20 protein-coding genes are annotated in these 23,266 nt (G+C 70.5%); 8 read left to right on the top strand and 12 right to left on the bottom strand.

Annotated elements, in window-relative coordinates; genetic code table 11:
- The first annotated feature begins 132 nt into the window (after window positions 1-132).
- On the top strand, window positions 133-1,233 hold the full coding sequence (locus tag IEY89_RS03470; RefSeq protein WP_189146082.1) for a PHP domain-containing protein: 1,101 nt from the start codon (window positions 133-135) through the stop codon (window positions 1,231-1,233).
- 144 nt (window positions 1,234-1,377) lie between these two features.
- Here the strand turns inward: IEY89_RS03470 and IEY89_RS03475 are convergent, their stop codons facing one another.
- Together IEY89_RS03475 and IEY89_RS03480 are read right to left on the bottom strand one after the other, a co-directional pair.
- Complete coding sequence (locus tag IEY89_RS03475; protein WP_189145757.1) at window positions 1,378-2,358, bottom strand: phosphotransferase family protein; 981 nt, start codon at window positions 2,356-2,358, stop codon at window positions 1,378-1,380.
- A gap of 122 nt (window positions 2,359-2,480) precedes the next feature.
- Window positions 2,481-3,341 carry a DUF3626 domain-containing protein gene (locus IEY89_RS03480; protein ID WP_189145758.1) on the bottom strand — a complete coding sequence of 287 codons (861 nt, stop codon included), beginning with the start codon at window positions 3,339-3,341 and terminating at the stop codon, window positions 2,481-2,483.
- Between the two features lie 162 nt (window positions 3,342-3,503).
- On the opposite strand from IEY89_RS03480, the gene IEY89_RS03485 reads away from it, so the two are divergent.
- The 3 genes from IEY89_RS03485 (at window position 3,504) to IEY89_RS03495 (ending at window position 7,220) form a co-directional block, all read left to right on the top strand.
- Complete coding sequence (locus IEY89_RS03485) at window positions 3,504-4,751, top strand: aromatic acid exporter family protein (RefSeq protein WP_189145759.1); 1,248 nt, start codon at window positions 3,504-3,506, stop codon at window positions 4,749-4,751.
- A 60-nt stretch (window positions 4,752-4,811) separates the two neighbouring features.
- Window positions 4,812-5,849 carry a hypothetical protein gene (locus IEY89_RS03490; protein WP_189145760.1) on the top strand — a complete coding sequence of 346 codons (1,038 nt, stop codon included), beginning with the start codon at window positions 4,812-4,814 and terminating at the stop codon, window positions 5,847-5,849.
- Between the two features lie 261 nt (window positions 5,850-6,110).
- Window positions 6,111-7,220 carry a lactonase family protein gene (locus IEY89_RS03495; RefSeq protein WP_373287196.1) on the top strand — a complete coding sequence of 370 codons (1,110 nt, stop codon included), beginning with the start codon at window positions 6,111-6,113 and terminating at the stop codon, window positions 7,218-7,220.
- On the opposite strand, the gene IEY89_RS03500 is transcribed toward IEY89_RS03495, so the two are convergent.
- A complete protein-coding gene (locus tag IEY89_RS03500; protein WP_189145762.1) occupies window positions 7,188-7,913 on the bottom strand; it encodes a DUF2470 domain-containing protein in 726 nt (241 codons plus the stop codon). The two genes, IEY89_RS03495 and IEY89_RS03500, sit on opposite strands and share 33 nt — an antisense overlap.
- A 104-nt stretch (window positions 7,914-8,017) precedes the next feature.
- Complete coding sequence (locus tag IEY89_RS03505) at window positions 8,018-8,626, bottom strand: TetR/AcrR family transcriptional regulator (protein WP_189145763.1); 609 nt, start codon at window positions 8,624-8,626, stop codon at window positions 8,018-8,020.
- Between the two features lie 106 nt (window positions 8,627-8,732).
- Here IEY89_RS03505 and IEY89_RS03510 point away from each other — a divergent pair, with 106 nt between their 5' ends.
- Window positions 8,733-10,208, top strand: coding sequence for a cytochrome P450 (locus IEY89_RS03510; protein ID WP_189145764.1), 1,476 nt, complete (start codon window positions 8,733-8,735; stop codon window positions 10,206-10,208).
- 105 nt (window positions 10,209-10,313) lie between these two features.
- Complete coding sequence (locus tag IEY89_RS03515; RefSeq protein WP_189146083.1) at window positions 10,314-10,514, top strand: DUF5999 family protein; 201 nt, start codon at window positions 10,314-10,316, stop codon at window positions 10,512-10,514.
- Between the two features lie 14 nt (window positions 10,515-10,528).
- On the opposite strand, the gene IEY89_RS03520 is transcribed toward IEY89_RS03515, so the two are convergent.
- The 8 genes from IEY89_RS03520 to IEY89_RS03555 form a co-directional block, all read right to left on the bottom strand.
- A complete protein-coding gene (locus tag IEY89_RS03520) occupies window positions 10,529-11,833 on the bottom strand; it encodes an alpha/beta fold hydrolase (RefSeq protein WP_189145765.1) in 1,305 nt (434 codons plus the stop codon).
- A 111-nt stretch (window positions 11,834-11,944) separates the two neighbouring features.
- A complete protein-coding gene (locus IEY89_RS03525; RefSeq protein ID WP_189145766.1) occupies window positions 11,945-12,976 on the bottom strand; it encodes a LacI family DNA-binding transcriptional regulator in 1,032 nt (343 codons plus the stop codon).
- 91 nt (window positions 12,977-13,067) lie between these two features.
- Window positions 13,068-14,498, bottom strand: a complete 1,431-nt coding sequence (locus tag IEY89_RS03530; RefSeq protein ID WP_189145767.1) for a BNR repeat-containing protein — start codon at window positions 14,496-14,498, stop codon at window positions 13,068-13,070.
- Between the two features lie 77 nt (window positions 14,499-14,575).
- A complete protein-coding gene (locus IEY89_RS03535; protein ID WP_189145768.1) occupies window positions 14,576-14,896 on the bottom strand; it encodes an L-rhamnose mutarotase in 321 nt (106 codons plus the stop codon).
- A gap of 17 nt (window positions 14,897-14,913) precedes the next feature.
- On the bottom strand, window positions 14,914-15,996 hold the full coding sequence (gene rhaS / locus IEY89_RS03540) for a rhamnose ABC transporter substrate-binding protein (protein WP_189145769.1): 1,083 nt from the start codon (window positions 15,994-15,996) through the stop codon (window positions 14,914-14,916).
- Between the two features lie 99 nt (window positions 15,997-16,095).
- A complete protein-coding gene (locus IEY89_RS03545; RefSeq protein WP_189145770.1) occupies window positions 16,096-17,091 on the bottom strand; it encodes an ABC transporter permease in 996 nt (331 codons plus the stop codon).
- The gene (locus tag IEY89_RS03550) at window positions 17,084-18,124 is read right to left on the bottom strand and encodes an ABC transporter permease (RefSeq protein ID WP_189145771.1); all 1,041 of its coding nucleotides are present in this window, start codon (window positions 18,122-18,124) and stop codon (window positions 17,084-17,086) included. The genes IEY89_RS03545 and IEY89_RS03550 overlap by 8 nt, the downstream gene beginning before the upstream one ends.
- Window positions 18,121-19,638, bottom strand: coding sequence for a sugar ABC transporter ATP-binding protein (locus IEY89_RS03555; RefSeq protein WP_189145772.1), 1,518 nt, complete (start codon window positions 19,636-19,638; stop codon window positions 18,121-18,123). Before IEY89_RS03555 ends, IEY89_RS03550 begins: the two co-directional genes overlap by 4 nt.
- A gap of 288 nt (window positions 19,639-19,926) precedes the next feature.
- On the opposite strand from IEY89_RS03555, the gene rhaI reads away from it, so the two are divergent.
- Entirely contained in the window at window positions 19,927-21,087 is a 1,161-nt protein-coding gene (gene rhaI / locus IEY89_RS03560; RefSeq protein WP_189145773.1) for an L-rhamnose isomerase, read from the top strand.
- A gap of 136 nt (window positions 21,088-21,223) precedes the next feature.
- Window positions 21,224-23,263: a bifunctional aldolase/short-chain dehydrogenase gene (locus tag IEY89_RS03565; protein WP_189145774.1), complete on the top strand. Its 2,040-nt coding sequence runs from the start codon at window positions 21,224-21,226 to the stop codon at window positions 23,261-23,263.
- Window positions 23,264-23,266: the final 3 nt, after the last annotated feature.

A 23,266-nucleotide genomic window follows, 5' to 3' on the forward strand; every position in this document is an offset into this window, starting at 1 on the left:
TCGAGCGTAGAGCGAATCCGGCCATCACGTACCGGCCACGGACGGTTCCGGAACCGTTACCTCCGCATCTCCGTGGTGCGGACCCGCCGAGCCCGCGCGACGCTGGAGGCGGAGGTGACGATGGGCATGGCGATGGATCCCGTCGAGGCGCTGGACCGGATCGCCTTCCTGCTGGAGCGCTCCTTGGCGCCCACGTATCGCGTACGTGCGTTCCGTACCGCGATCGACGTGCTCACGGAGCTGTCCACGGACGAGATACGGCAGCGAGCCGAGGCCGGCACCCTGGAGTCCCTCAAGGGCATCGGCCCGAAAACCGCGCAGGTGGTGCGAGAGGCACTGGCCGGGCAGGTGCCCGCCTACCTGGAGAAGCTGGAACGCGAGCAGGGGGTGACCCCGCCTCTGCGCGACGGGGAGCGGCTGCGGGCGCTGCTGCGCGGGGACTGCCATCTGCACTCCGACTGGTCGGACGGCGGCAGCCCGGTCGAGGAGATGGGCCGCACCGCGGCGCGGCTCGGGCACGAGTGGGCCGTGCTCACCGATCACTCGCCGCGTCTCACGATCGCGAACGGTCTGTCCGCCGACCGGTTGCGCGAACAGTTGGCCCTGGTCGAGGAACTCAACGCGACCTGGGCGCCGTTCAGACTGCTCACCGGCATCGAGTGCGACATCCTCGACGACGGCTCCCTGGACCAGGAACCGGAACTCCTGGACCTGCTGGACGTCGTGGTCGTGTCCGTGCACTCCAAGCTGCGCATGGACGCGCGTTCGATGACCCGCCGGATGGTGGCCGCCGTACGCAATCCGCACTCGGACGTGCTCGGGCACTGCACCGGGCGGCTGCTCGTCGGACCGGAGCCCCGGGGTGGCGGTGGCGGGCGGGGCAAACGGGGCGGGGGCCGTGCGCGGCCCGAGTCGGAGTTCGACGCGGACGCGGTGTTCGCCGCCTGCGCAGACACGGGCACGGCCGTGGAGATCAACAGCCGGCCCGAGCGGCTCGATCCACCGCGTCGGCTGCTGCGGCAGGCCGTGGCGGCGGGCGTGCTGTTCTCCATCGACACCGACGCGCACGCGCCCGGCCAGCTGGACTGGCAGATCCACGGCTGCGCCCGCGCCGAGGAGTGCGGCGTACCGGCCGAGCGGGTGGTCACGACCTGGCCGGTGGACGACCTGCTGGCCTGGACACGGGAGCGCGGGCTGCCGCCGGGTCCCGGGGCGGGTGGCGGAGCGACTTGACTTCGAGCGCGCTCCAGGACGAGCGCAGCGGCGTACGGGACTACGCGGTCGACGCCGGGCAGGCGGCGCGCCTGTGGGAGCTGTCGGCGCGACTGACCGGGATCGACGCGTTCGAGGCCTGGCCACTGGACCCTGGACCAGTGATCAGGAGGACCCTGCGTCGAGTGTCGAGCCGCGCACCTCATCCAACGCATCGATCAGCGCAGGCCCCACCGCCTCCCGCGTCCACCGCACGCGCTCCTCGCCGACAGCCCGCGGCACCGTCTCGGTCAGCATGATCAGGTACAGGTAGGCGCGGTACAGAGCAAGCCGCCGACAGGTCGCCTCGTCGAACCCGACGCGCCCGCCCGCTTCCCGGTAACCCCTCAGAAACGCCTCGTCGCCCCTGATGTCCCCCAGCAGGGCCAGTGACACGAAGTCGGCCACCTGGTCGCCCCAGAACATGCGCTCACCGTCGATGAGTCCGCCGATCCGGGGCGCCCCCGCCGCCCGGTCCACCAGGATGTTCCCCTGCCAGAGATCGAAGTGGACCAGCCGGGGAACGGTGACCTCGTCGAGCGCGCCGTACGCGCCCCGGACGGTACGGGCCACCTCGTCCACCGGAACCGGCAGCCAGGCGTCGTAGCGAACGGCGTCGTCGAGCACGGCGTCGAGCATCCCGGTGAAGGCCGTACGCCAGTCGGGTGCAAGCGGGCCGAGGGCTCCGGAGGGATAGCCGAAGGCGGGCCCGGTGACCTGGTGCAAGCGGGCCACCAGGCCGCCGAGTTCAGCTCTCAGCAGCGCCCGGTCGGCGTCGGTCGTGGAGTCGTCCCAGGGGGTGCCCGGGCAGGCGGTCATCAGCAGATGACCGTCCCCCACGGACACGACACTCGGCGCCGGTATGCCGACCGTGCCGGCGGCTCGGTAGAACTCCGCCTCGGAGACGAGCAGTTGGGCCTCGTGGCGCAGCCCCGGCACCGTTTCCGGCGGCGGGATCTTCAGGACGTACCTGCCGCCGTCGACCAGCCGGAGTTCCTCGACGGTGTTGTACGTCCCGCCGGTGAGGGGACGGCAGTCCGCGAGACGGTCCGGGGACAGCCCCGCCGATACGAGGACCTGCCCGGCCCGCTCCCACGAATCGGTCACCGTCCGCCTCCCCTGCCTCGACCAGCCGTGCCCGCACCCTGCGTGAGGCACTGGAACAGGGTACGGAACGTGCTGTCGGCCGTACTCGCCCGCCGCCGAACGGACCCCGGGCGCGAGGGAGGCTAGGCCGAGCAGGCGGTCCCGGCGCCCTCGGGGGCGCCGAACCGGGCAAGGCAGTGCCACACCATCTTCAGGTGCTGGAGTTCATGGCGTCCGGTGCGGGCCGCGTCGCCGATGATCCGTGGGTCGAGGCGGCCGTCCTCGGCGATCCGGGCGCCCAGCTCGACGTACTCGGGTCCGCGGTAGTCGACGTGGCGGCGCAACTCCCCTACGGAGAGCCGGTATCCAGGGTGCCATTCGAGCGGTACGGGCAGGGTGCGGGCCGCCTTCTCCACCGGGGTGCCGCGATAGCTCGCGTCGAGGACCAGCGCCTCGACGTCCCGGGCGAGTGCGACGGGGCCGTGCACCTGGGCCTCGATGTAGTCGTTGAGTGCGTCCTGGGTGTCCGCCTCGGCGAGGGCGACGAGAGACATACCGGCGGCGACCCCGAAGTGGTCGGGTTCGGCCGCGCTGTCCGGGTAGCAGAAGGTGGCCCGCGCCAGCGTCGCGCCGGTCAGCCGGAAGTGCGAGGAACCGAATCTCGGGGCGGCGCCCACGACTTGGCGACGGAAGTTCAACGCGCCGTACACCGGGCGCCGGTGGGCGGGGGCAGTGTCGTACGCCCCGGCGAACATCCGGCTCTCCCAGCGCCAGCGGTCGCCGCCGGGACGGGCGGTGAGTCCGCCGTTGCTGGTACCGGTGACGAACTGCGAGCGGTAGAAGCCGTCCTGCGCCAGAGCCCGCAACAGAGGCAGTTCGCGGACCGTTCGGTCGGGGTGGAAGTTGAGGGTCACCCTGAGGTCCGGCGGTACGGCCGGGCCGGTGGAGAGGGCGGCGACATGCCGGAGGGCCTGTGTGTGCGCGGAATCGGGGTCGTCCACCATGCGCTCCAGGAGATCATCCGGCGGCTCCGAAGATCCACGATTTCTTGGTCAACGAGCGAAACATCCCTGATCGCGTGAGGAATGCCTCCCTCCGCATGCAGCGCGCTCGGGGACTTCGGTGAGTAGGCTCGGTCGTTTGTCGGAAAGGAGGCGTGCGCGCGCATGCGAGTGGTACCTGGTGAGTGGACGGCTTCCGTCGTCCGGTTCGTACGAAAGCGCCGCGAGCCCGTGGTCGTGCAGTCCCTGCGGTCGGCGGCAGCCGCCACGATCGCCTACGTCGTCGCGCTCCGCTTCAGTCCCGAGGCCGCGCCTCTCACCGCTCCGCTGACCGCGCTCCTGGTCGTCCAGGTCACCCTCTACGCCACGATCACCACGGGCATCCGACGGGTGAACTCCGTGGTCACCGGGGTCGTCATCGCGATCGGTTTCAGTGTGCTGGTGGGCCTGACGTGGTGGAGCCTGGGGCTGATCATCCTGGCCTCGCTCGCGGTCGGGCATCTGGTGCGGGTCAGTGAGTTCGTGCCCGAGGTGGCGATCAGCGCGATGCTGGTGCTGGGGGTCACCCGGGTCGGGGACACGGCCTGGGCGCGGGTGCTGGAGACCCTGATCGGCGCGGTCGTCGGGCTCGCCTTCAACCTGCTGCTCGCTCCCCCGGTGTGGGTGGACGCGGCCGGGGAGTCCATCGAGGGTCTGGCGCGCCGGGTACGGCAGTTGATGCTGCGCATGGGCGAGGAGGCCGCCGGCCGCACCCCCGTCGACCACGCGACCGCCCGTCTGCACGAGGCCCGTCGGCTCGATCACGACATCGTGGAGGTGGACGCGGCCCTGAAACAGGCCGAGGACAGCCTGCGGCTCAATCCGCGCGTCCGGGAGGGCCTGCTGCACCGGGTGGTGCTGCGGACCGGCCTGGACACGCTGGAGATCTGCACGGTCGTCCTGCGTGTCCTCGCCCGCAGTCTCACCGACCTGGCCAAGGAACGGGAACCCGACCCGCTGTTCGCCCCGGAGACGGGCGCCGCGCTGGAGCGACTGCTGGCCGAGATCGCCGACGCAGTTGTCAGTTTCGCGGTGCTCGTCACCACCGACGTCAGTGTCAGCGCCGAGTCGGCGGAGTCCCGGCTCGCCACCGAGCTCCGGGCCGCGACAGCCACCCGCGACAAGCTGGCCCAGCTGCTCCTGGCGGAAGTCCAGCACGACGCGGGCCAGTGGCAGCTGCACGGGGCCGTCCTGACCGAGGTCAACCGCATCCTCGACGAGCTGGACACCGAGCACCGCTCCCGGCGGCTGCTGGAGGAGCTGGACCGCTGTACCCGGGAGGAGCGGGAGCGGATGCCCTGGGTGACCCGGCTGCGGAAGTACGTGCGAGTGCCGGGCAGGAACCACGAGGCGGTGTCACGTCGTTCTATGTGACGACGTCACATGGGGAAGTCACATGGGACAGGACGACGACCGAAGGTGAGGGGGCTGCGCATGGATGACTCCGGTGTGCGGATCGACGGGAACACACTGCGGCTGCCGGGCGGTGTGGCCGTACGGTTCATCCGCACCCTGCGTCTGCCGGAGACCGGCACGCATCCGCTGCCGCCGGGGCTCGGCGAGTTCCCGGTCCGGCGGGTCGCCGACTACGCCGACACGGTGCCGGAGGCCTGGCGGGCGCGCGGTGGGGTGCTGCTGCCGGTGTATCTGCGCGAGGCGATGTGGCTGAGCTTCGGGGGCACGACACAGCCCGCCGCGTTGCAGGTGGGCGTGGGCAAGGTGTGCGCGGTGTCGGGCGAGCCGTGGAGCGGCCGGCTGTCGAGGAAGCCGCAGAACTACGTGGTGCTGCCGCGACAGCCCTGGCTGGACGGCATCAACTCGGGCAAGGGCACGGTCCGCCAGTTCGTGGCGGTGCCGCTCGGGCTGGGCGCGACCGTCGAGGGCCAGGTCACGGGCGAGGAGGTGTGGGGCGGCGTACAGCTCCAGTCGTTCCCGCTGACCGACGCGGAACTGGCGAAGTGGCGCGAGGAGGAACGGCGTCGGGCGGAACGGGCGGCGGCGATTCCGGTCGGGGGGTACGGCGGGGCCGTACCCATGGCACCCATGGCGATGGCCGCCCCGGCTGCGCCCGGTGGCACGGCGGGGCCGCAGCGGTCGGGGGCGGCGATGGGTCTGGGCGTCGGCGGATCCATGCGCCAGGAGGTCTACCGGGACGACCGGCCGCTCACGGCGTGGTCCGAGCACCCTGCCGGCCGCGTGTTCGTGCACCTCGTGACGCCGCCCGAGTGGCGCCGCATCACCGGCGAGGCGCCGCCACCGTCACCCGTGGACCGTGCTGCGTACACACAGGCCGGTCTGCCCTGGTTCGACTACTTCGACCAGGACGCCGAGGACCTCTCCCCGACGGACCCCCTGGCGGCCGTGCAACCGGTCGGCGACTGGCTCGGCGACGACCACGATCCCTGGCAGACGCCGTCACCCGGGCAGGTGAAGCCGCTGACGGGGAAGCCGGTGGAGGACGGGGACTGGTAAGCCCCTGCTTCTCCTGCTTCTCCTGCCTCTGCCACCACCTCCGCCCATATTGCAGTGTGCGCAACGCGCATTGCTCGTCTTGCGTGTGCCGGGTGATCCGCGTCAGAGTTGCCGATGACGGCTGAGGCGACCGAGACCGGGGGTGCAGGTGTGAGCGGTGGCACGGACCCGGCGCGGGGCGTGCGCGGCGGCTGGAGCAGGCGGCGGTTCGTGGGTGCGGCGGCGGGGACGGCCGCGACGGCGTCCGTCCCGGCGCGGGCGATGGCGTCCGTCCCGGTGGAGCCCGCCGGCGCACCGGAACCGCCCGCGCCGGCCACCCCTCGTCCGCCCGCTCCCCGGCCGCTCTTCCTGGGCACCTACACCTCCGTCGAGGGCGGCGGCACCGGCCTCGGCCTCGCGACCTACGACCCGGCCTCGGGCCGTGTCACCGGCGCCGGAACCCTCACGGGCGTGGGCGACCCGTCCTACCTCGCCGCGCATCCCGACGGGCGCACCCTGTACGCGGTGAACGAGCGCCTGGACGGCGGTGTGACCGCGATCCGGCTCGGCGGCGAGGGCGAGCAGCATCAGGTGCTCGGCACGCGCGGTACCGGCGGTGCGGGGCCGTGTCATCTGTCCGCGCATCCGAGCGGGCGGTGGCTGCTCAGCGCCAACTACGGCTCCGGCAGCGTGGCGGTGCACCCCATCGACGCCTCGGGCGCCCTGGGCGAGCGCACCGACCTGGTCACGCACTCCGGTCCGGCGCCGGGCCCGGGTCAACAGGGCCCGCACGCGCACCAGTTCCTCACCAGTCCCGACGGCGGTCATGTCCTCGCGGTCGATCTGGGCACTGACACGGTCTACACGTACCGTCTCGACATCGCACGCGGCACGCTCACCGAGGTCGCGCGGGCCCGGACCCGCCCGGGCGCGGGGCCGCGCCATCTCACCTTCCACCCCGGCGGCCGGTACGCGTACCTCGCCGACGAGGTCGACAACACGGTCGCGGTCTGCGCCTACTCCCCCGCCACCGGGCGTCTGGACATCGGGGAGCCGCAGTCCACGGGGACGGGTACGGGCACGAGTTACCCGGCCCAGTTCGTGGTGACCGCGGACGGACGGTACGCGTACCTGGCGAACCGCGGGCACAACAGTCTGACGCGGTACGCGGTGGAGGCGGGCGGTGCCCGTCTCCGGTTCCTCGGCACGGTGCCCGTCGCCGGCGACTTCCCGCGTCATATCGCCCTGGCGCCGGGCGGGAACCTGCTGTTCGCCGCGAACCAGCGCTCAAGCACGGTCAGCGTCTTTCGCGTCGACCGCGCGAGCGGTGAACTGCGGCTCACGGGCGAGCCGTTCGCGTCACCCGTCGTCGTCTGTGCGCTGCCGCTGTAGCGCGCGGGGGCAGGAAGCGGCACTGGCCCGGGTGAGCAGCATGTGCATGCGCTCGGTGAGCTGGGAGACGGTGTCGGCGGGCTGGTGGAACGTCAGCCGTACGTCACCGTGGGTGCGGGCGCGCTCGATGCGCAGGGTGAGTCCGTGCCGGTCGACGGCGACCGGCTGGACCTTGACGGCGCCGTGCAGGCTGTCCGGATCGACCAGGCGGGTGAGCCGCTCGACGGCGTCGCCGTGGCAGTCCGCGAGGTGGGTCAGCAGCCCCGCCTCGGCCGTGGACAACGGGTCGGGCGCGGCGGAGGCGAACTCGTCGAGGTCGACGACGGTGGCACCGGAGGTCTGGCGCAGCACCACGCGCGTCGGACGGAACGCGAGCCGCTCGCCCTCGACGGAGAACCAGCCGGCCATCCACAGCCGGGCGCGGATCCGGTTGCGCACGGGGACGGGCGAGACGTCGGCGAACTCCAGCACTGCCGACGGCTCGCCGCGCGGGGCGCAGACCGCGGCGGCGAGCAGCATACTGTCCGCCGGCACGTCCAGGACCACCCGGCCGTCCTCTCCGACGGTGTGCGCGCCGACGAACTCCTCGCGCCCGCCATCCGCGGTCACCGCGCAGGACCACGCGGCCGCGAGCACCGAACGCGCGCGTTCCGCCGCGGCGGGCGCGGCCGTCAAGGTCTTACTGTCACCCATCCCAGATCTCCTTAGGTAAGCCTTGCCTAACCTACCGAAGATCCGGGTGTACGCCAACCATCTCCCCCGATCCCGTGAGATTCCCGTACCCGGGACGACCGGCCTCAGGGCGCGAGGGTGCCGAGCAGCGACCGCGCGCACAGGTCCCGTACCTGCGACCGGGACAGGTCCGAGCCGCGCAGCCACTCCAGGCACACGGCGGTCGTGAACGCCAGCCAGCCACGGACAGCGAGCCGCAGGTCGGGCCGCTCCCCGGCCAGCCGCCCGAACTCCGGGTCGGCCGCCAGCGCAGCGAGAATCTGCCGCTCCTGCGCGGCGAGCGCCCGCTGATAGACCTTCCGCACGGCCTGGTCGCCGGACGCGTCGGCGCGGTGGAAGGCGCGATAGCCGTGCGCGTGCTCCTCGGCATACGCGAGGAAGGCGTCGAGGTTGGCGTCCAGTTGCTCGCGGGCGGGAACGCCCGGCACGGTGGCCGTCATCCGCAGCATGCGCTCGCTCTCGCGCTCCACGACCGCCGCGAAGAAGTCCCGCTTGGTCGGGAAGTAGTGGTAGAGCAGCCCGCGCGAGACGTGGGCGATCTCGGCGACCTGCTCGATCAACACCTCGTCGTACGGGCTCTCCGAGAACCGCCGCGCTCCGACCGAGAGGAGCTGCTCCCGGCGCTCCTCGGTGCTGAGCCGGCGACGCGTGCGCGCACCCTCTTCCGCGGCCATGTCCGCACTTTACTTGACGCCGATTCACCAGCGGGATCAGACTGAACCCGTTATTGAATCCACGTACAACAGCATCAACACGCCCCTGCATCAAGGGAGATGCGTCATGACCGAGACGGCGACCCGGACCGCTCCGTCCAGAGGATTCCGCAGTGCCGAGCTGGGCTGGCCGGAGCTGCACCGGATCCCGCATCCGCCGCGCCGGATCCCGCTGCTCGGTGACCTGGTCGGCGTCAGTCCCCGTACGCCCCTCCAGGACTCGATGCGGATCGGGCTGCCCCTGGGCCCGATCTTCCGGCGCAGGGCGTTCGGCAAGGAGATCGTGTTCGTGTGGGGCGCGGACCTGACCGCCGATCTGGCGGACGAGTCACGCTTCGCCAAGCATGTGGGCCTCGGGGTGGCCAACCTGCGTCCGGTCGCCGGGGACGGGCTGTTCACCGCGTACAACGACGAGCCCAACTGGCAGTTGGCGCACGACGTTCTCGCCCCCGGTTTCAGCCGCGAGGCGATGGCCGGCTACCACCCGATGATGCTGGCCGTGGCCGAGCGGCTCACGGACCACTGGGACCGGGAGCTGACGGCGGGCCGTGCGGTGGACGTGCCCGGCGACATGACGAAGCTGACCCTGGAGACGATCGCGCGCACCGGTTTCGGGCACGACTTCGGCTCCTTCGAACGCGAGCGCCCGCATCCCTTCGTGACGGCGATGGTGGGGAGCCTGAACCACGCGCAGTATCTGAACGTCGTCCCCGCGCCGCTCGCCCCACTGCTGCTGCGCCGGGCCACACGCCGCAACGAGGCGGCCATGGCGTACCTGAACCGCACGGTCGACGAGCTGGTACGGGCCCGCCGGGCGTCGGACGGCGCGGGCGGCGGCACCGGCGATCTGCTGGACCGCATGCTCGACACCGCCCACCCGGATACCGGCGAACGCCTCGCGCCGGAGAACGTGCGCCGACAGGTCCTCACCTTCCTCATCGCGGGCCACGAGACGACCTCCGGAGCGCTCTCCTTCGCCCTGCACTACCTCTCCCGGCATCCCGAGGTCGCCGACCGCGCCCGCGCCGAGGTGGACCGCGTCTGGGGCGGGACGGCCGTCCCCGGCTACGACCAGGTCGCCAGGCTGCGGTACGTGCGCCGGGTGCTCGACGAGTCGCTGCGGCTGTGGCCGACCGCGCCCGGCTTCGCCCGCGAGGCCCGCCACGACACGGTGCTCGGCGGCGAGCATCCGATGCGCGAGGGCGCCTGGACGCTGGTCCTGGCTCCGCTGCTGCACCGCGACCCGGCCGTCTGGGGCGCGGACGCCGACCGTTTCGACCCGGACCGTTTCGACGCGGCGGCCGTGCGCGCCCGCCCCGCGCACGCGTTCAAGCCCTGGGGCACCGGCGCCCGGGCGTGCATCGGCCGCCAGTTCGCCCTGCACGAGGCGACACTCGTCCTCGGGCTGCTCCTGCGCCGCTACGACCTGAAGCCCGACCCGGACTACCGGCTCCGGGTGGCGGAACGGCTGACGGTGATCCCGGAGGGACTGCGGCTGCATCTCGAACGCCGGTCGCCGGGCGCGGAGTTGGCGGCTGCCTGAGCCGGCACCTCACAGGTGAATTTCCTGGCATGTCGGGGTCTCCACATACAGAGGTAAACAACCTCCGCTACTACTGGGGCAGACCCTTGAGACATGGGAGAGACCATGTGCACCCATCAGCCCGCGTGCCCGACCGTCGACAGCCCGGACCACGACGCCGCGGTCATCGTCGCGGCCCACCCGGAGCAGGGCTGGAACCTGCTCTGCAACGGCACCATCGTCTTCGACGACACGGGTGAACTCCTGCCGGACGGACGGGCCGTGGGCCCGCTGCGCGGCGTGGGCGGACTCGCCGTCGCCGCCTGAGCGACCGGCCGTCGTCACACCTCGTCGCGGGTCAGGGCGAGCAGCCGGTCGAGCACCCGGGGGCCGGCCGCCCGCACCCCGTCGTGCTCGAACTCGTCCGTCACCCAGGTCCGCAGCCCGCCGATCGCCCGCGCGGTCTCCAGGGCGTGGCCCGTGTCGACGTACATGTCGTCGTGGTAGACGGCCGCGGCGACCGGGACCTCGTTGCCCGCGAGGCGGCAACCGTCGTACAGGGGTGGCCAGTCGGTGTGGGCGGCGAGGAGTTCGGCGGTCTCGCGCAGCGGGCGCAGCGCCGGGTCCACGTCGAACATCCAGGGGTGGACGGACTCGCCGGTGAAGAGCAACGGGCTGTCGTCCGCGAGGGACTTGCCCGCGTCGAACTGCGGGAACTCCGCGCGCACCCGCTCGGCGGACCAGTCGGTGGGACGGCCGTCCTGGCCGTAGATGGCCTCGTGGACGAGGGCGTACAGCGGATGGGCGGCGTACGACAGGAGGCCCTGGGTCTCCTCCAGGAAGGCGTCGGACAGGGCCGGGCCACCGGGAGTACGGACGAAGGCGTCCTCCAGGAGGTAGTGCAGCCGGTGACTGCCCTCGCCGCCGCCGAGGAGGATGCCGAGGGACTGGAAGGCCTCGACGGTCAGGCGATAGCCGTTCGGCAGGACCGGCTCGTGCCCGATCACGTACTCGGCGATCCGCCGTGCCCGTTCGACGTCCTGGGGGTAACGCGCGTAGTGCGCGGCGACCTTGCGTTCGATACGGGGATAGGCGGCCCGGTAGACGTCGTCCGCGTGCCCGTCGAGGGAGGGGAGGCCGCCGGTGATCAGGGCGGCGGTCAGGCCCTCGGGCGCCGTCGACAGATAGTGCACCGCGCAGAAGCCGCCGAAGCTCTGGCCGAGGACGGTCCAGGGGGCGCCGCCGGTGACCGAGGGGCGTATCGCCTCGCAGTCCCGGACGATCGAGTCCGCGCGGAAGCGGGTCAGGTAGGCGGCCTGTTCGGCGGGCCCGCCGCGCAGCGGAAGCGTCTGGCGGTTGGCCGGGGTCGAGGCGCCGGTGCCGCGCTGGTCCAGAAGGAGGACACGGAACTCCTCCAGGGCGCGGCCGAGCCAGGCCCCCTGGCCGACGAAACGATTCGCCCCGAAGCCCGGACCGCCCTGGAGATAGAGCAGCCACGGCAGGTCGTCCCGGCCCGCCCGGTCGCCGGCGACGACCTCGCGGGCGTACAGCTCGATCGTCTCGCCCGCGGGGTCGTCGTGGTCCAGGGGCACGGTGAAACGGCGGTCGGTGAGGACGACTCCGGGCTGGCGGTAGCTGACGGTCAACGGGGCTCCCGAGACGGTTGGATTCCAGGCCGCCCCAGTTCAGCACATGTCCGGGGCGCTGCCGAGCCCCCGGATCATGAAGACGTACGGAATTCCTTACTGAACCCCGGATCAGCGGGCCGACAGGCTGGAGCGGCGGACCACCAGCTCCGGCTGGAGGACGACCCTGCGGTGCGCGTGGCGCCTCGCCCCGGACTCTGCCTCCGTCTCGGTCTCCTCCAGGAGGAGTTCCGCGGCCAGAGCTCCCATGGTCACGGCGGGCTGGCGGACGGAGGTCAGCGGGACGGCAGCGGCGGCGGCGAACTCGATGTCGTCGTAGCCGACGATCGCGAGGTCGTCGGGGACGCCGACCCCGGCCGCGTACATGGCCTGCAGGACGCCGAGGGCGAGCAGGTCGTTGGCGCAGAACACGGCAGTCGGCCGGTCGGCGAGGCCCAGGAGACGGGCGCCCGCGTCCCGGCCCGCGGCGACGTCGAGGCGCTCGGTGGGCAGCTCACGCAGGGCGGAGGGGCCGAGGCCGGCCTCGGCGAGCGCATTCATGGCGCCCGTGCGCCGGTCGCGCACCTGGTTGAAGCCGGGCGGTCCGCTGACGTACGCGATGGAGCGGTGTCCGGCGTCGACGAGATGGCGGACGGCCAGCGCGCCGCCCGCGACGTCGTCCACGGACACCGAGCACTCGGTGGTGCCCTCGGCGACCCGGTCGACCAGGACGAACGGGATGCCGTGACGGCGGAACGCCTCGATGTTGCGGCCGGTCGCGTCGGCCGGGGTCAGCAGCACACCGCGCACCCGCTGCTCGGCGAAGAGCGACAGGTAGTCGGCCTCCTCCCCGGCGCTCTGCGCGCTGTTGCAGACCATCACACCGAGCCCGGCGTCCCGCGCGGCCCGCTCGGCACCGCGTGCCACGTCCACGAAGAAGGGGTTGCCCATGTCGAGGACGAGCAGCCCCATGATCCGGCTGCGCCCGGCGCGCAGCTGGCGGGCCGACTCGCTGCGGACGTAGCCGAGGCGGTCGATCGCGGACAGCACACGGGCCCGGGTCTCGGTGGCGACCGAGTCCGGGCGGTTGATGACGTTCGAGACCGTGCCGACGGAGACTCCGGCGGCGCGTGCGACGTCCTTGATACCCACCGGCTGGGCCATCAGGCGGGGACCTCCAGGGAGACGAGCGGTGGCGGGCAGGCCTTTACATTAGCGGCCTGCCCGACCTTGACTAATCCGCTGATCATTCCGGTCACGCGGGCAGGCTGAAGTTCAGGGAGCGAAGCGCCGAGGGCGTCGTGCCGCTGGACTTCTCCTGGTACATCACCGACAGGAAGTGGTCCTCACCGATGCGCGTCTCGTCGAACACGACCTCGCCGAAGGCGTTCAGCCCGGCTGTGACGCCGTCGTACAAAATCGTCCAGTCCGTGTACCCCGAGGCCGCGGAAGCGCCGGCGATCCGGAGGAAGGGGAAGATCGCGTAGGCGTTGTCGTACTTGTCGAGGAACAGCTTGGTGCGCTGGCTGGAGTTCAGCGGCACCGGTATCTCGGTCTTCTGCCAGGTGCCGGAGGCGTTCTTGCGGACGTGGAAGGCACGGCCGTTGTTGGTGCGGTTGGTGACGTAGTTCGTCGTGCACTGCCCGAAGCGGCCGGGGACGTAGCTGATGATGGCGTGGGGGCGGCCCGCAGAGTCGGTCCACTGGCTCTCCTGGTTCATCAGGGAGTGGTCTGGGTTCAGCGAGTCGATCACCAGCCCGCTGTCGGTGACGGCGACCTTGTCGGAGCTGCCGGTGGTGCCGACGAGCGTGCCCGCGTTGTTGCGCCAGGTACGGCCGCGGTCGTCCGAGTAGACGTAGCCGGTGTCGTGGTTGGTGATGCCGCCGCTGTTGCACATCACGGCGCCGTTCTGCTCGCGCCAGGTGAAGAAGGAGTGCAGGCGGCCGTTCCTGTCGTAGTCGATGCCGTGCAGGTACATGTTGCGGGCCGTGCTGGAGCCGTGCTCGCTGGTGTAGGTGCCGGTGGAGCTGGACCACTCGCCGAGGTTCGTCCACGACGTGCCGTCGTACTCGGCGATGGCGTTGCGGCCGTTGCCGGAGATGGCCACGCGATAGCTCAGCTGGAGCTTGCCCTCGGGCGTCGAGACGAACTGCGGGTAGGTGAACTGCGAGGTGAGGGCGAGGCCGTCGAGGGTGGACTGGGGAGCGCCGAAGCGGCTCGTGGTCCAGCTCAGTCCGCCGGGGTTGTCCATGAGCCCGGCCACCGACTTGACGTAGGTGAAGCCGTCGCTGTGGGAGTCCATGTTGAGGTGCAGCCGGCCGTCGACCTTGGAGATGCCCATGGAGATGACGTTGTGGGAGTCGTCGTACCGGAGGGTGTGGCCGACCTTGACGGTGGACCACGTGTTCGAACCGAACACGCGGCGGGCGACGACGGCGTTGCGGTCGGCGGTGTACCAGACGGCGTACTGGTAGCCCTTGTAGGTCAGCATCGCGTTCTTCTGGAACGCGTTGTTGTTGACCAGTCCGTTGTACGACACGAAGAAGAGGGCCTGGGTGTCGAGCGTGGTGGTGCCGGTCAGGGTGGCGGAAGGGCCGGGGTCCGCGGCGCGGGCGGTGGCAGCGCCGAGGACGGGGGTCACCACGGCGCCGGCGAGGGCGGCGCCGAGCAGCGTACGTCTTTTCATCTCGGGGACTCCGTTGTCTTGCGAGGTGAGAGGAGCGGGGCGAAGGGAAAGGGGGAGGAGAGCGGGGAGCGGGGTGATCAGACGAGGTGGAACACCTCGGTGAGGGGCTTCATGGCCTCGTCGGGGCGGGCGCCGTCCAGCGACTCGAAGAACGGCGCCATCTCCGTCTGCCAACGGGCGTTGACCTCTGCGGCTTCCATGCCGGCCTGGGCGGCGGCGAAGTCCTCGGTCTCCAAGTAGCCGACCAGCAGGCCGTCTTCGCGCAGGAAGAGCGAGTAGTTGCGCCAGCCGGTGGCCGAGAGCGCTTCGAGCATCTCGGGCCACACGGCGGCGTGCCGCTCGCGGTACTCGTCGAGGCGGTCCGCCCGGACCTTCAGCAGAAAGCACACACGTTGCATCAACAGCCCCTGGGGAATCAGAAGTTGAACTGGTCGATGTTGTCCTTGGTGAACACGGTCGGCTTGCCGAGGCTGATCACGCCGTCCTTGCCGATGGTGTACTCACCCATGTCGCCGGCCTTGAAGGTCTCGCCCTCCTTGCCGGTGATCTGACCCGAGACCAGCGCGACAGCGGTGTACGCGGCCAGCTCGCCCAGCTTCGCCGGGTCCCACAGCTCGAAGCCCTCGACGGTGCCGTTCTTGACGTACTTGCGCATGTCGTTGGGGGTGCCGAGGCCGGTCAGCTTGACCTTGCCCTTGTACTTCGAGCCGGACAGGTACTGGGCGGCGGCCTTGATGCCGACCGTGGTCGGGGAGATGATCCCCTTCAGGTTCGGGTACTCCTGGAGGAGGCCCTGGGTCTGCTGGAAGGACTGCTGGGCGTCGTCGTTGCCGTACGCGACCTTGACCAGCTTGATGTCCTTGTACTTCGGGTCCGCGAGCTCCTTCTTCATGAAGTCGATCCAGACGTTCTGGTTCGTCGCGGTCTGCGCGGCCGACAGGATCGCGATCTCGCCCTTGTAGCCGATCTGCTCGGCGAGCAGCTGCACCTCGGTACGGCCCAGGTCCTCGGCGCTGGCCTGCGAGACGAACGCGTTGCGACAGTCGGCCTTGGTGTCCGAGTCGTACGTGACGACCTTGATGTCGTTCTTCATGGCCTGCTTGAGCGCGGTGCACAGGGCGCCCGGGTCCTGCGCGGACACGGCCATCGCGTCGACCTGCTGCTGCGTCAGGGTGTTGACGTAGGAGACCTGGCCGGACGTGTCGGTGGCGCTGCTGGGGCCGACCTCCTTGTAGTTGGAGCCCAGCGCCTTCAGCGCCTTCTCGCCGCCCTTGTCGGCGGAGGTGAAGTACGGGTTGTTGACCTGCTTCGGCAGGAAGCCGACGGTCAGACCCTTCTTGGTGGCCGCGTTCGGGTCGGCCTTGCCGGTCGCGGCAGCCGAGGCACCCTCGTCCTTGACGTCGCTCTTGGTGGTACCGCCACAGGCGGTGAGCGCCAGAGCGAGCGAGGTCGCGGCGGCGAGAGCCGCGGAGGCACGGCGGACGGATGACTTACGCATGAGGGTTCCTTACAGACGGAGAGTGAGTTGGACACGCCCCTGAAAGGGGCGCGGGGAACTGCGCGACCAGCCACAGCGGGCCCGCAGCTTGAGAACCGCCTATCCAGCGGCGCGTGCCGCCCTCGCCAACGAGACCTGCCGGGCAACCCGAGGGCCGAGCACGGAAAGCACCAGCAGGATGCCCGTGACGACAATCTGTGATTGAGCCGAAACATCCTGAAGGCTCATCACGTTCTGCAGCGCACCGAGCAGGAAGACTCCCGCAATCGCACCGCCGAGCGTGCCCTTCCCCCCGTCGAAGTCGATCCCACCGAGCAACACGGCGGCGATGACGGAGAGTTCGAGCCCGGTCGCGTTGTCATAGCGGGCGCTGGCGTAGTGCAGCGCCCAGAAGATCCCGGTGAGGGAGGCCGTGAGACCGGTCACCGCGAACAGGATCAGCTTCTGCCGCTTGACCCGGAGGCCGGCGAAGCGGGCCGCCTCCTCGCTCGCTCCGATCGCGAACAGCGAGCGGCCGAACGGGGTGGCGTGCAGCACGACCACGGCGATCGCGAGCAGCACGAGGAAGGGCAGCAGGGCGTACGGGACGAAGGTGTCCCCGATGCGTCCGGCGGCGAAGTCCAGGTACTGGGTGGGGAAGTCGGTCACCGCGTCGGAGCCGAGCACGATCTGTGCGATGCCCCGGTAGGCGGCCATGGTGCCGATGGTGACGGCGAGGGAGGGCAGACCGAGCCGGGTGACGAGCAGCCCGTTGATCAGCCCGCAGACCACTCCGAGGAGCAGACAGATCGGGATGATCACCTCGATCGTCATGCCCTGGTTCCACAGGGCACCCATCACCGCACCGGAGAGTCCCGCGGTGGAGGCGACGGACAGATCGATCTCGCCGGAGACGACGAGCAGGGTCATGGGCAGCGCGACGAGCGCGATCGGGAGGGTGTTGCCGATCAGGAAGGACAGGTTGAGCCCGTTGCCGAACCCGTCCACGAACCCGAAGGACAGCAGCAGGACGACGACGAGGAGGACACCGACTGCGGAATCCCACCTTTTCAGGGAGGCCCCGCGGATGGCACGCGCGAGCGACGAGTCAGCCATGGCGGGCGTTCCTCTTCTTCAGGGCGGACGCCACGCGCAGGGCGACGATCCGGTCGACCGCGATGGCGAGGATGAGCAGGGTGCCGTTGATGGCCATCACCCACACCGAGCTGACGCCGAGGGCGGGCAGCACGCTGTTGATGGAGGTCAGCAGCAGGGCGCCGAGCGCCGCCCCGTAGACGCTGCCGGAGCCGCCGGTGAAGACGACACCGCCGACCACGACCGCGCTGACGACGGTGAGTTCGTACCCGTTGCCCGTGCTGGAGTCGACGTTGCCGAACCGCGCGAGGTAGAGCGCGCCGGCGAGTCCGGCGAGGGCGCCGCAGAAGGTGTACGCGGTGAGGATCCGCTTGCGTACGGGGATGCCGGCGAGCCGGGCGGCCTCGGGATTGGAGCCGAGCGCGTACAGCTCACGGCCGCTGCCGAAGTGCTTGAGGCAGTAAGCGGTGGCGACGAGTACGGCGAGCGCGATCAGCGCGAGGTACGGGACCGCCGAGATGCCGCCGGAGCCGAAGTCGACGAATCCGTCCGGGAGGTCGGCCGCCGTGATCTGCCGGGAGCCGACCCAGATGGAGTCGATGCCGCGGATGATGTAGAGCGTGCCGAGGGTGACGACGAGGGCGGGTACCTGCCCGAAGCTGACGAGCAGTCCGTTCAGGAGCCCGAAGCCGATACCGAGGAGGACGGCCAGGACGACGGCCACGACGGGGTTCCCGCCGTCCTGGAGGTAGAGGCCTGCGGCGAAGGCGCTGATGCCGAGCGTGGAGCCGACCGACAGGTCGACGTTTCGGGTGATGACCACCAGCGACTGGCCGGTGGCGACCAGGACCAGGATCGTCGCGTTCAGCAGCAGGTCCTTGATGCCCTGCTCGGACAGGAACTCGCTGTTGCCGGCCTGGGTCACGGCGATCATCACCAGGAAGACGACCAGGATGGCGAGTTCGCGCATCTTGAACACACGGTCCACCAGCCGGGTGCCGCTGGACTTGGGCACCTCCGCGGCGGGGGCGGGATTGGGAGCGGTCACCGTCATGCGGCGGCCCTCCCGGTGGCTGCGGCCATCACCGTTTCCTCGGTTGCTTCGGAGCGCGGGATCTCGGCGGCGAGGCGGCCCTCGTGCATCACGAGCACGCGGTCGGCCATACCGAGGATCTCGGGCAGGTCGGAGGAGATCATCAGCACGGCCACACCGTCGGCGGCCAGCTCGCTGAGCAGGCGGTGCACCTCGGCCTTGGTGCCGACGTCGATGCCGCGGGTGGGCTCGTCGACGATCAGCACCCTGGGGCCGGTGGCGAGCCACTTGGCCAGGACGACCTTCTGCTGGTTGCCGCCGGACAGCGTGTTGACGGTGTCGGCGATGCGGGCGTACTTCACCTGGAGCCTGACGGCCCAGTCGAGGGAGCGGCTGCGCTCGGCGCCCCGGTCCATGAGTCCGGCCCTGACGGTCGTCCGCAGGCCGGTGAGGCCGATGTTCCGCTCGATGGACATGTCCATCACCAGGCCCTGGGCGCGCCGGTCCTCGGGGACGAGGGCGAGCCCGGCGGCCATGGCCGTGGAGGGGGCACCGTTGGTCAGGAGCGTGCCGTCCACCTCGACCTCGCCGGCGTCCCAGCGGTCGATGCCGAAGACGGCCCGGGCCACCTCGGTACGGCCGGCGCCGACGAGTCCGGCGAGGCCGACGATCTCGCCGTGCCGGACCTCGAAGGAGACGTCGGTGAAGACGCCCTCGCGGGTCAGCCGGCGGACGCTGAGCGCGACCTCGCCGGCTTCCACGTCCTGCTTCGGGTAGAGCTCGTCGAGATCGCGGCCGACCATCCGGCGTACGAGATCGTCCTCCGTCATGCCCTCCAGCGGCTCGCTGGCGATCCAGGCACCGTCACGGAGGGTCGTCACCTGCCGGCAGATCTGGAAGATCTCCTCCAGCCGGTGCGAGATGAACAGCACGGCGGCGCCCTGTTCACGCAGGGTGCGGACGACACCGAAGAGACGGGCGACCTCGCTGCCGGTGAGGGCCGCGGTCGGCTCGTCCATGATCAGGACGCGGGCGTCGAAGGAGAGCGCCTTGGCGATCTCGACGATCTGCTGGTCCGCGATGGACAGGCCGCGGGCGGGGCGGTCGGGGTCGAGTTCGACGCCGAGTCGCCGCATCAGGGCGGCGGTCGCCGAGTGGGTGGCCTTGTGGTCGATCCGGCCGAGGGCGCGCCGGGGCTGGCGGCCCATGAAGATGTTCTCGGCGATCGACAGGTCCGGGAAGAGCGTGGGCTCCTGGTAGATCACGGCGATACCCGCGTCGCGGGCGTCGCCGGGACCGTGGAAGACGACGGGCGCGCCGTCGAGCAGCACCTGGCCCGCGTCAGGTCGGTGCACCCCGGCGAGCGTCTTGATCAGGGTCGACTTACCGGCGCCGTTCTCACCGGCGAGTGCGTGCACTTCGCCGGGATACAGCTCCATGGAGACGTCCCGCAGGGCACGCACCGCACCGAAGGACTTCGAGATGTCCTTGAGTGCCAGCACAGGGGCCGGCCCCGGGTCGGACGGGTGGGTCATGAGGGCTCCTCGACGACGCCGGTGGGACTGGCCTCACGACGTCGTGAAAGGTTTCAACTGGGTTGCCGGGACGTTAGACACGGCAGCCATGGCACGTCAATGGGTCCGTGTCGAAATTCTTTCGATAATTGAAGGTCACAGGCAAGTCACGGCAGCCCGAATCAGCCGGAGGGCTTGACACCCCTCCGGGGGGCTCATAGCTTCCCGTTCTGAATCGTTTCATCAGATCGTCGTTCCGCGTGCTGATTCCCAGCAGTCGTTCCGACCCGATGTCACAGGAGTCCTGAAGTGACCGAGCTCAGCGCGGTGAAGGCCGCTCTCAAGGCCCAGGCCATCGAAACGCCGTCGTGGGCGTACGGGAACTCGGGGACCCGTTTCAAGGTGTTCGCCCAGCCCGGCGTCCCGCGCGACCCCTTCGAGAAGCTGGACGACGCCGCCCAGGTGCACGCCTTCACCGGTGTGGCCCCCACCGTGGCCCTGCACATTCCGTGGGACAGGGTCGAGGACTATTCCGCCCTTGCCAAGTACGCCGAGGAGCGCGGCCTGAAGCTGGGCGCGATCAACTCGAACACCTTCCAGGACGACGACTACAAGCTCGGCAGCATCTGCCACCCGGACGCGGTGGTGCGGCGCAAGGCGCTCCGCCATCTGCTCGAATGCGTCGACATCATGGACGCCACCGGGTCCAAGGACCTCAAGCTGTGGTTCGCCGACGGGACGAACTACCCCGGCCAGGACGACATCCGTGAGCGGCAGGACCGGCTCTCCGAGGCGCTGGCCGCGGTGTACGAGCGGCTCGGCGACGACCAGCGGATGCTCCTCGAGTACAAGTTCTTCGAGCCGGCCTTCTACGCGACCGACGTCCCGGACTGGGGCACGGCGTACGCGCACTGCCTCAAGCTCGGCCCGAAGGCGCAGGTCGTGGTCGACACCGGGCACCACGCGCCCGGGACCAACATCGAGTTCATCGTCGCGACGCTGCTGCGCGAGGGGAAGCTCGGCGCGTTCGACTTCAACTCGCGGTTCTACGCGGACGACGACCTGATGGTCGGCTCGGCGGACCCGTTCCAGCTGTTCCGGATCATGTACGAGGTGATCCGGGGCGGGGGGTTCGTGCCCGAGGTCGCGTTCATGCTGGACCAGTGCCACAACATCGAGGCGAAGATTCCGGCGATCATCCGGTCGGTGATGAACGTTCAGGAGGCGACGGCCAAGGCGCTCCTTGTCGATGCGTCGGCGTTGGGTGCTGCTCAGCGGGCCGGGGATGTGCTGACCGCCAACGCGGTGCTGATGGACGCGTACAACACGGATGTCCGGCCGTTGCTGGTGGAGGTCCGGGAGGAGCTGGGGTTGGACGGGGACCCGATCGCTGCGTATGCCCGGTCCGGGTGGGGGGCGAAGATCGCTGCGGAGCGGGTTGGTGGGGAGCAGGCGGGGTGGGGAGCCTAGGTTCTGGGTCTCGTCTGCCTGGTTCGGTTCGTCGCAGGCTCTCCGTCGTCTGTGGTTGCTCGCGCAGTTGCCCGCGCCCTTATAGGGGCGCTCCTCTCGTCCCCAGTTCAATCGTCACGTAAGGACTCGTCACGTCATGGCTATCCATCCTGAAGCCGCTGCCCTCATCGCTCGGTCTCGTCGGCTTGGTGCTGACCCCCGTAATACGAACTACGCGGGTGGAAATACGTCCGCGAAGGGGACCGACATCGATCCCGTCACCGGTGGTGATGTCGAGCTGATGTGGGTCAAGGGGTCCGGGGGTGACCTGGGCACCCTGACCGAGGGTGGGCTGGCCGTGCTGCGGCTGGACCGGCTGCACGCGCTCAAGGGGGTCTATCCGGGCGTCGAGCGCGAGGACGAGATGGTCGCCGCCTTCGACTACTGCCTGCACGGCAAGGGCGGGGCGGCGCCGTCCATCGACACCGCGATGCACGGGCTCGTCGACGCCGCGCACGTTGATCACCTCCACCCCGACTCCGGTATCGCGCTCGCCTGCGCCGCCGACGGGGAGAAGCTGACCGCCGAGTGTTTCGGGGACAGCGTGGTGTGGGTGCCGTGGCGGCGCCCCGGATTCCAGCTCGGCCTGGACATCGCCGCCGTGAAGGCCGCCAATCCGCAGGCCGTCGGCTGCGTCCTCGGCGGGCACGGCATCACCGCCTGGGGCGACACTGCCGAGGCGTGCGAGAAGAACTCGCTGCACATCATCCGTACCGCCGAGGCGTTCCTCGCCGAGCGTGGGAAGGCCGAGCCGTTCGGTCCGGTGATCGAGGGCTACGCGGCCCTCGCGCCCGAGGAGCGGCGTGAACGTGCCGCCGCGCTCGCCCCGTACGTGCGGGCCATCGCCTCGCAGGACAAGCCGCAGGTCGGGCACTTCACCGACTCGGACGTCGTGCTGGACTTCGTGTCGCGCGGCGAGCACCCGCGCCTCGCCGCCCTCGGCACCTCCTGCCCGGACCACTTCCTGCGCACCAAGGTCAGGCCGCTCGTCCTCGACCTGCCGGCCGCCGCTCCCCTGGACGAGGCGATCGCACGGCTGAAGGAGCTGCACGCCGAGTACCGCGAGGAGTACGCGGCCTACTACGGGCGCAACGCGCTGCCCGACTCCCCCGCGATGCGTGGCGCCGACCCGGCGATCGTGCTGATCCCGGGTGTGGGCATGTTCAGCTTCGGCAAGGACAAGCAGACCGCTCGGGTGGCCGGCGAGTTCTACGTCAACGCGATCAACGTGATGCACGGGGCCGAGGCGGTCTCGACGTACGCGCCGATCGAGGAGTCGGAGAAGTTCCGGATCGAGTACTGGGCACTGGAGGAGGCGAAGCTCCAGCGGATGCCCAAGCCCAAGGCGCTGGCCACTCGGGTCGCTCTCGTCACCGGTGCCGGCAGCGGGATCGGTAGGGCCATCGCCGAGCGGCTGGTCGCCGAGGGTGCCTGTGTCGTCGTCGCCGACCTCAACGCCGAGAACGCCCAGGCTGTGGCGGAGGAGCTGGGCGGGGCCGACAAGGCCGTCGCCGTCACTGTCGATGTCACGAGCGAGGAGCAGATCGCCGAGGCGTTCCGGGCCGCCGTGCTGGCCTTCGGCGGGGTGGACCTCGTCGTCAACAACGCCGGGATCTCCATCTCCAAGCCGCTGCTGGAGACCTCGGCCCGCGACTGGGACCTGCAGCACGACATCATGGCGCGTGGGTCGTTCCTCGTCTCGCGCGAGGCGGCGCGGTTGATGATCGCGCAGGAGCTCGGCGGCGACATCATCTACATCGCCTCCAAGAACGCCGTCTTCGCCGGACCGAACAACATCGCCTACTCCGCCACCAAGGCCGACCAGGCGCACCAGGTGCGGCTGCTCGCCGCCGAACTGGGCGAGCACGGCATCCGGGTCAACGGCATCAACCCCGACGGCGTGGTGCGCGGCTCCGGGATCTTCGCCGGCGGGTGGGGCGCGCAGCGTGCGGCCACGTACGGCATCGAGGAGGAGAAGCTCGGCGAGTTCTACGCGCAGCGGACCATCCTCAAGCGCGAGGTGCTGCCCGCGCACGTCGCCAACGCCGTCTTCGCGCTCACCGGCGGCGAGCTCACGCACACCACCGGACTGCACGTGCCGGTCGACGCCGGCGTCGCCGCCGCCTTCCTGCGATGACCC

The organism is Streptomyces lacrimifluminis, assembly GCF_014646095.1.
GTDB lineage: Bacteria > Actinomycetota > Actinomycetes > Streptomycetales > Streptomycetaceae > Streptomyces > Streptomyces lacrimifluminis.

Bases quoted from the DNA above. Each gene is read 5' to 3' on its own strand.
- IEY89_RS03470 (WP_189146082.1), top strand. From the start codon at position 133: ATGGATCCCGTCGAGGCGCTGGACCGGATCGCCTTCCTGCTGGAGCGC.
- IEY89_RS03480 (WP_189145758.1), bottom strand. From the start codon at position 3,341: ATGGTGGACGACCCCGATTCCGCGCACACACAGGCCCTCCGGCATGTC.
- IEY89_RS03485 (WP_189145759.1), top strand. From the start codon at position 3,504: ATGCGAGTGGTACCTGGTGAGTGGACGGCTTCCGTCGTCCGGTTCGTA.
- IEY89_RS03490 (WP_189145760.1), top strand. From the start codon at position 4,812: ATGGATGACTCCGGTGTGCGGATCGACGGGAACACACTGCGGCTGCCG.
- IEY89_RS03495 (WP_373287196.1), top strand. From the start codon at position 6,111: ATGGCGTCCGTCCCGGTGGAGCCCGCCGGCGCACCGGAACCGCCCGCG.
- IEY89_RS03500 (WP_189145762.1), bottom strand. From the start codon at position 7,913: ATGGGTGACAGTAAGACCTTGACGGCCGCGCCCGCCGCGGCGGAACGC.
- IEY89_RS03505 (WP_189145763.1), bottom strand. From the start codon at position 8,626: ATGGCCGCGGAAGAGGGTGCGCGCACGCGTCGCCGGCTCAGCACCGAG.
- IEY89_RS03510 (WP_189145764.1), top strand. From the start codon at position 8,733: ATGACCGAGACGGCGACCCGGACCGCTCCGTCCAGAGGATTCCGCAGT.
- IEY89_RS03515 (WP_189146083.1), top strand. From the start codon at position 10,314: ATGTGCACCCATCAGCCCGCGTGCCCGACCGTCGACAGCCCGGACCAC.
- IEY89_RS03525 (WP_189145766.1), bottom strand. From the start codon at position 12,976: ATGGCCCAGCCGGTGGGTATCAAGGACGTCGCACGCGCCGCCGGAGTC.
- IEY89_RS03530 (WP_189145767.1), bottom strand. From the start codon at position 14,498: ATGAAAAGACGTACGCTGCTCGGCGCCGCCCTCGCCGGCGCCGTGGTG.
- IEY89_RS03535 (WP_189145768.1), bottom strand. From the start codon at position 14,896: ATGCAACGTGTGTGCTTTCTGCTGAAGGTCCGGGCGGACCGCCTCGAC.
- rhaS (WP_189145769.1), bottom strand. From the start codon at position 15,996: ATGCGTAAGTCATCCGTCCGCCGTGCCTCCGCGGCTCTCGCCGCCGCG.
- IEY89_RS03545 (WP_189145770.1), bottom strand. From the start codon at position 17,091: ATGGCTGACTCGTCGCTCGCGCGTGCCATCCGCGGGGCCTCCCTGAAA.
- IEY89_RS03550 (WP_189145771.1), bottom strand. From the start codon at position 18,124: ATGACGGTGACCGCTCCCAATCCCGCCCCCGCCGCGGAGGTGCCCAAG.
- IEY89_RS03555 (WP_189145772.1), bottom strand. From the start codon at position 19,638: ATGACCCACCCGTCCGACCCGGGGCCGGCCCCTGTGCTGGCACTCAAG.
- IEY89_RS03565 (WP_189145774.1), top strand. From the start codon at position 21,224: ATGGCTATCCATCCTGAAGCCGCTGCCCTCATCGCTCGGTCTCGTCGG.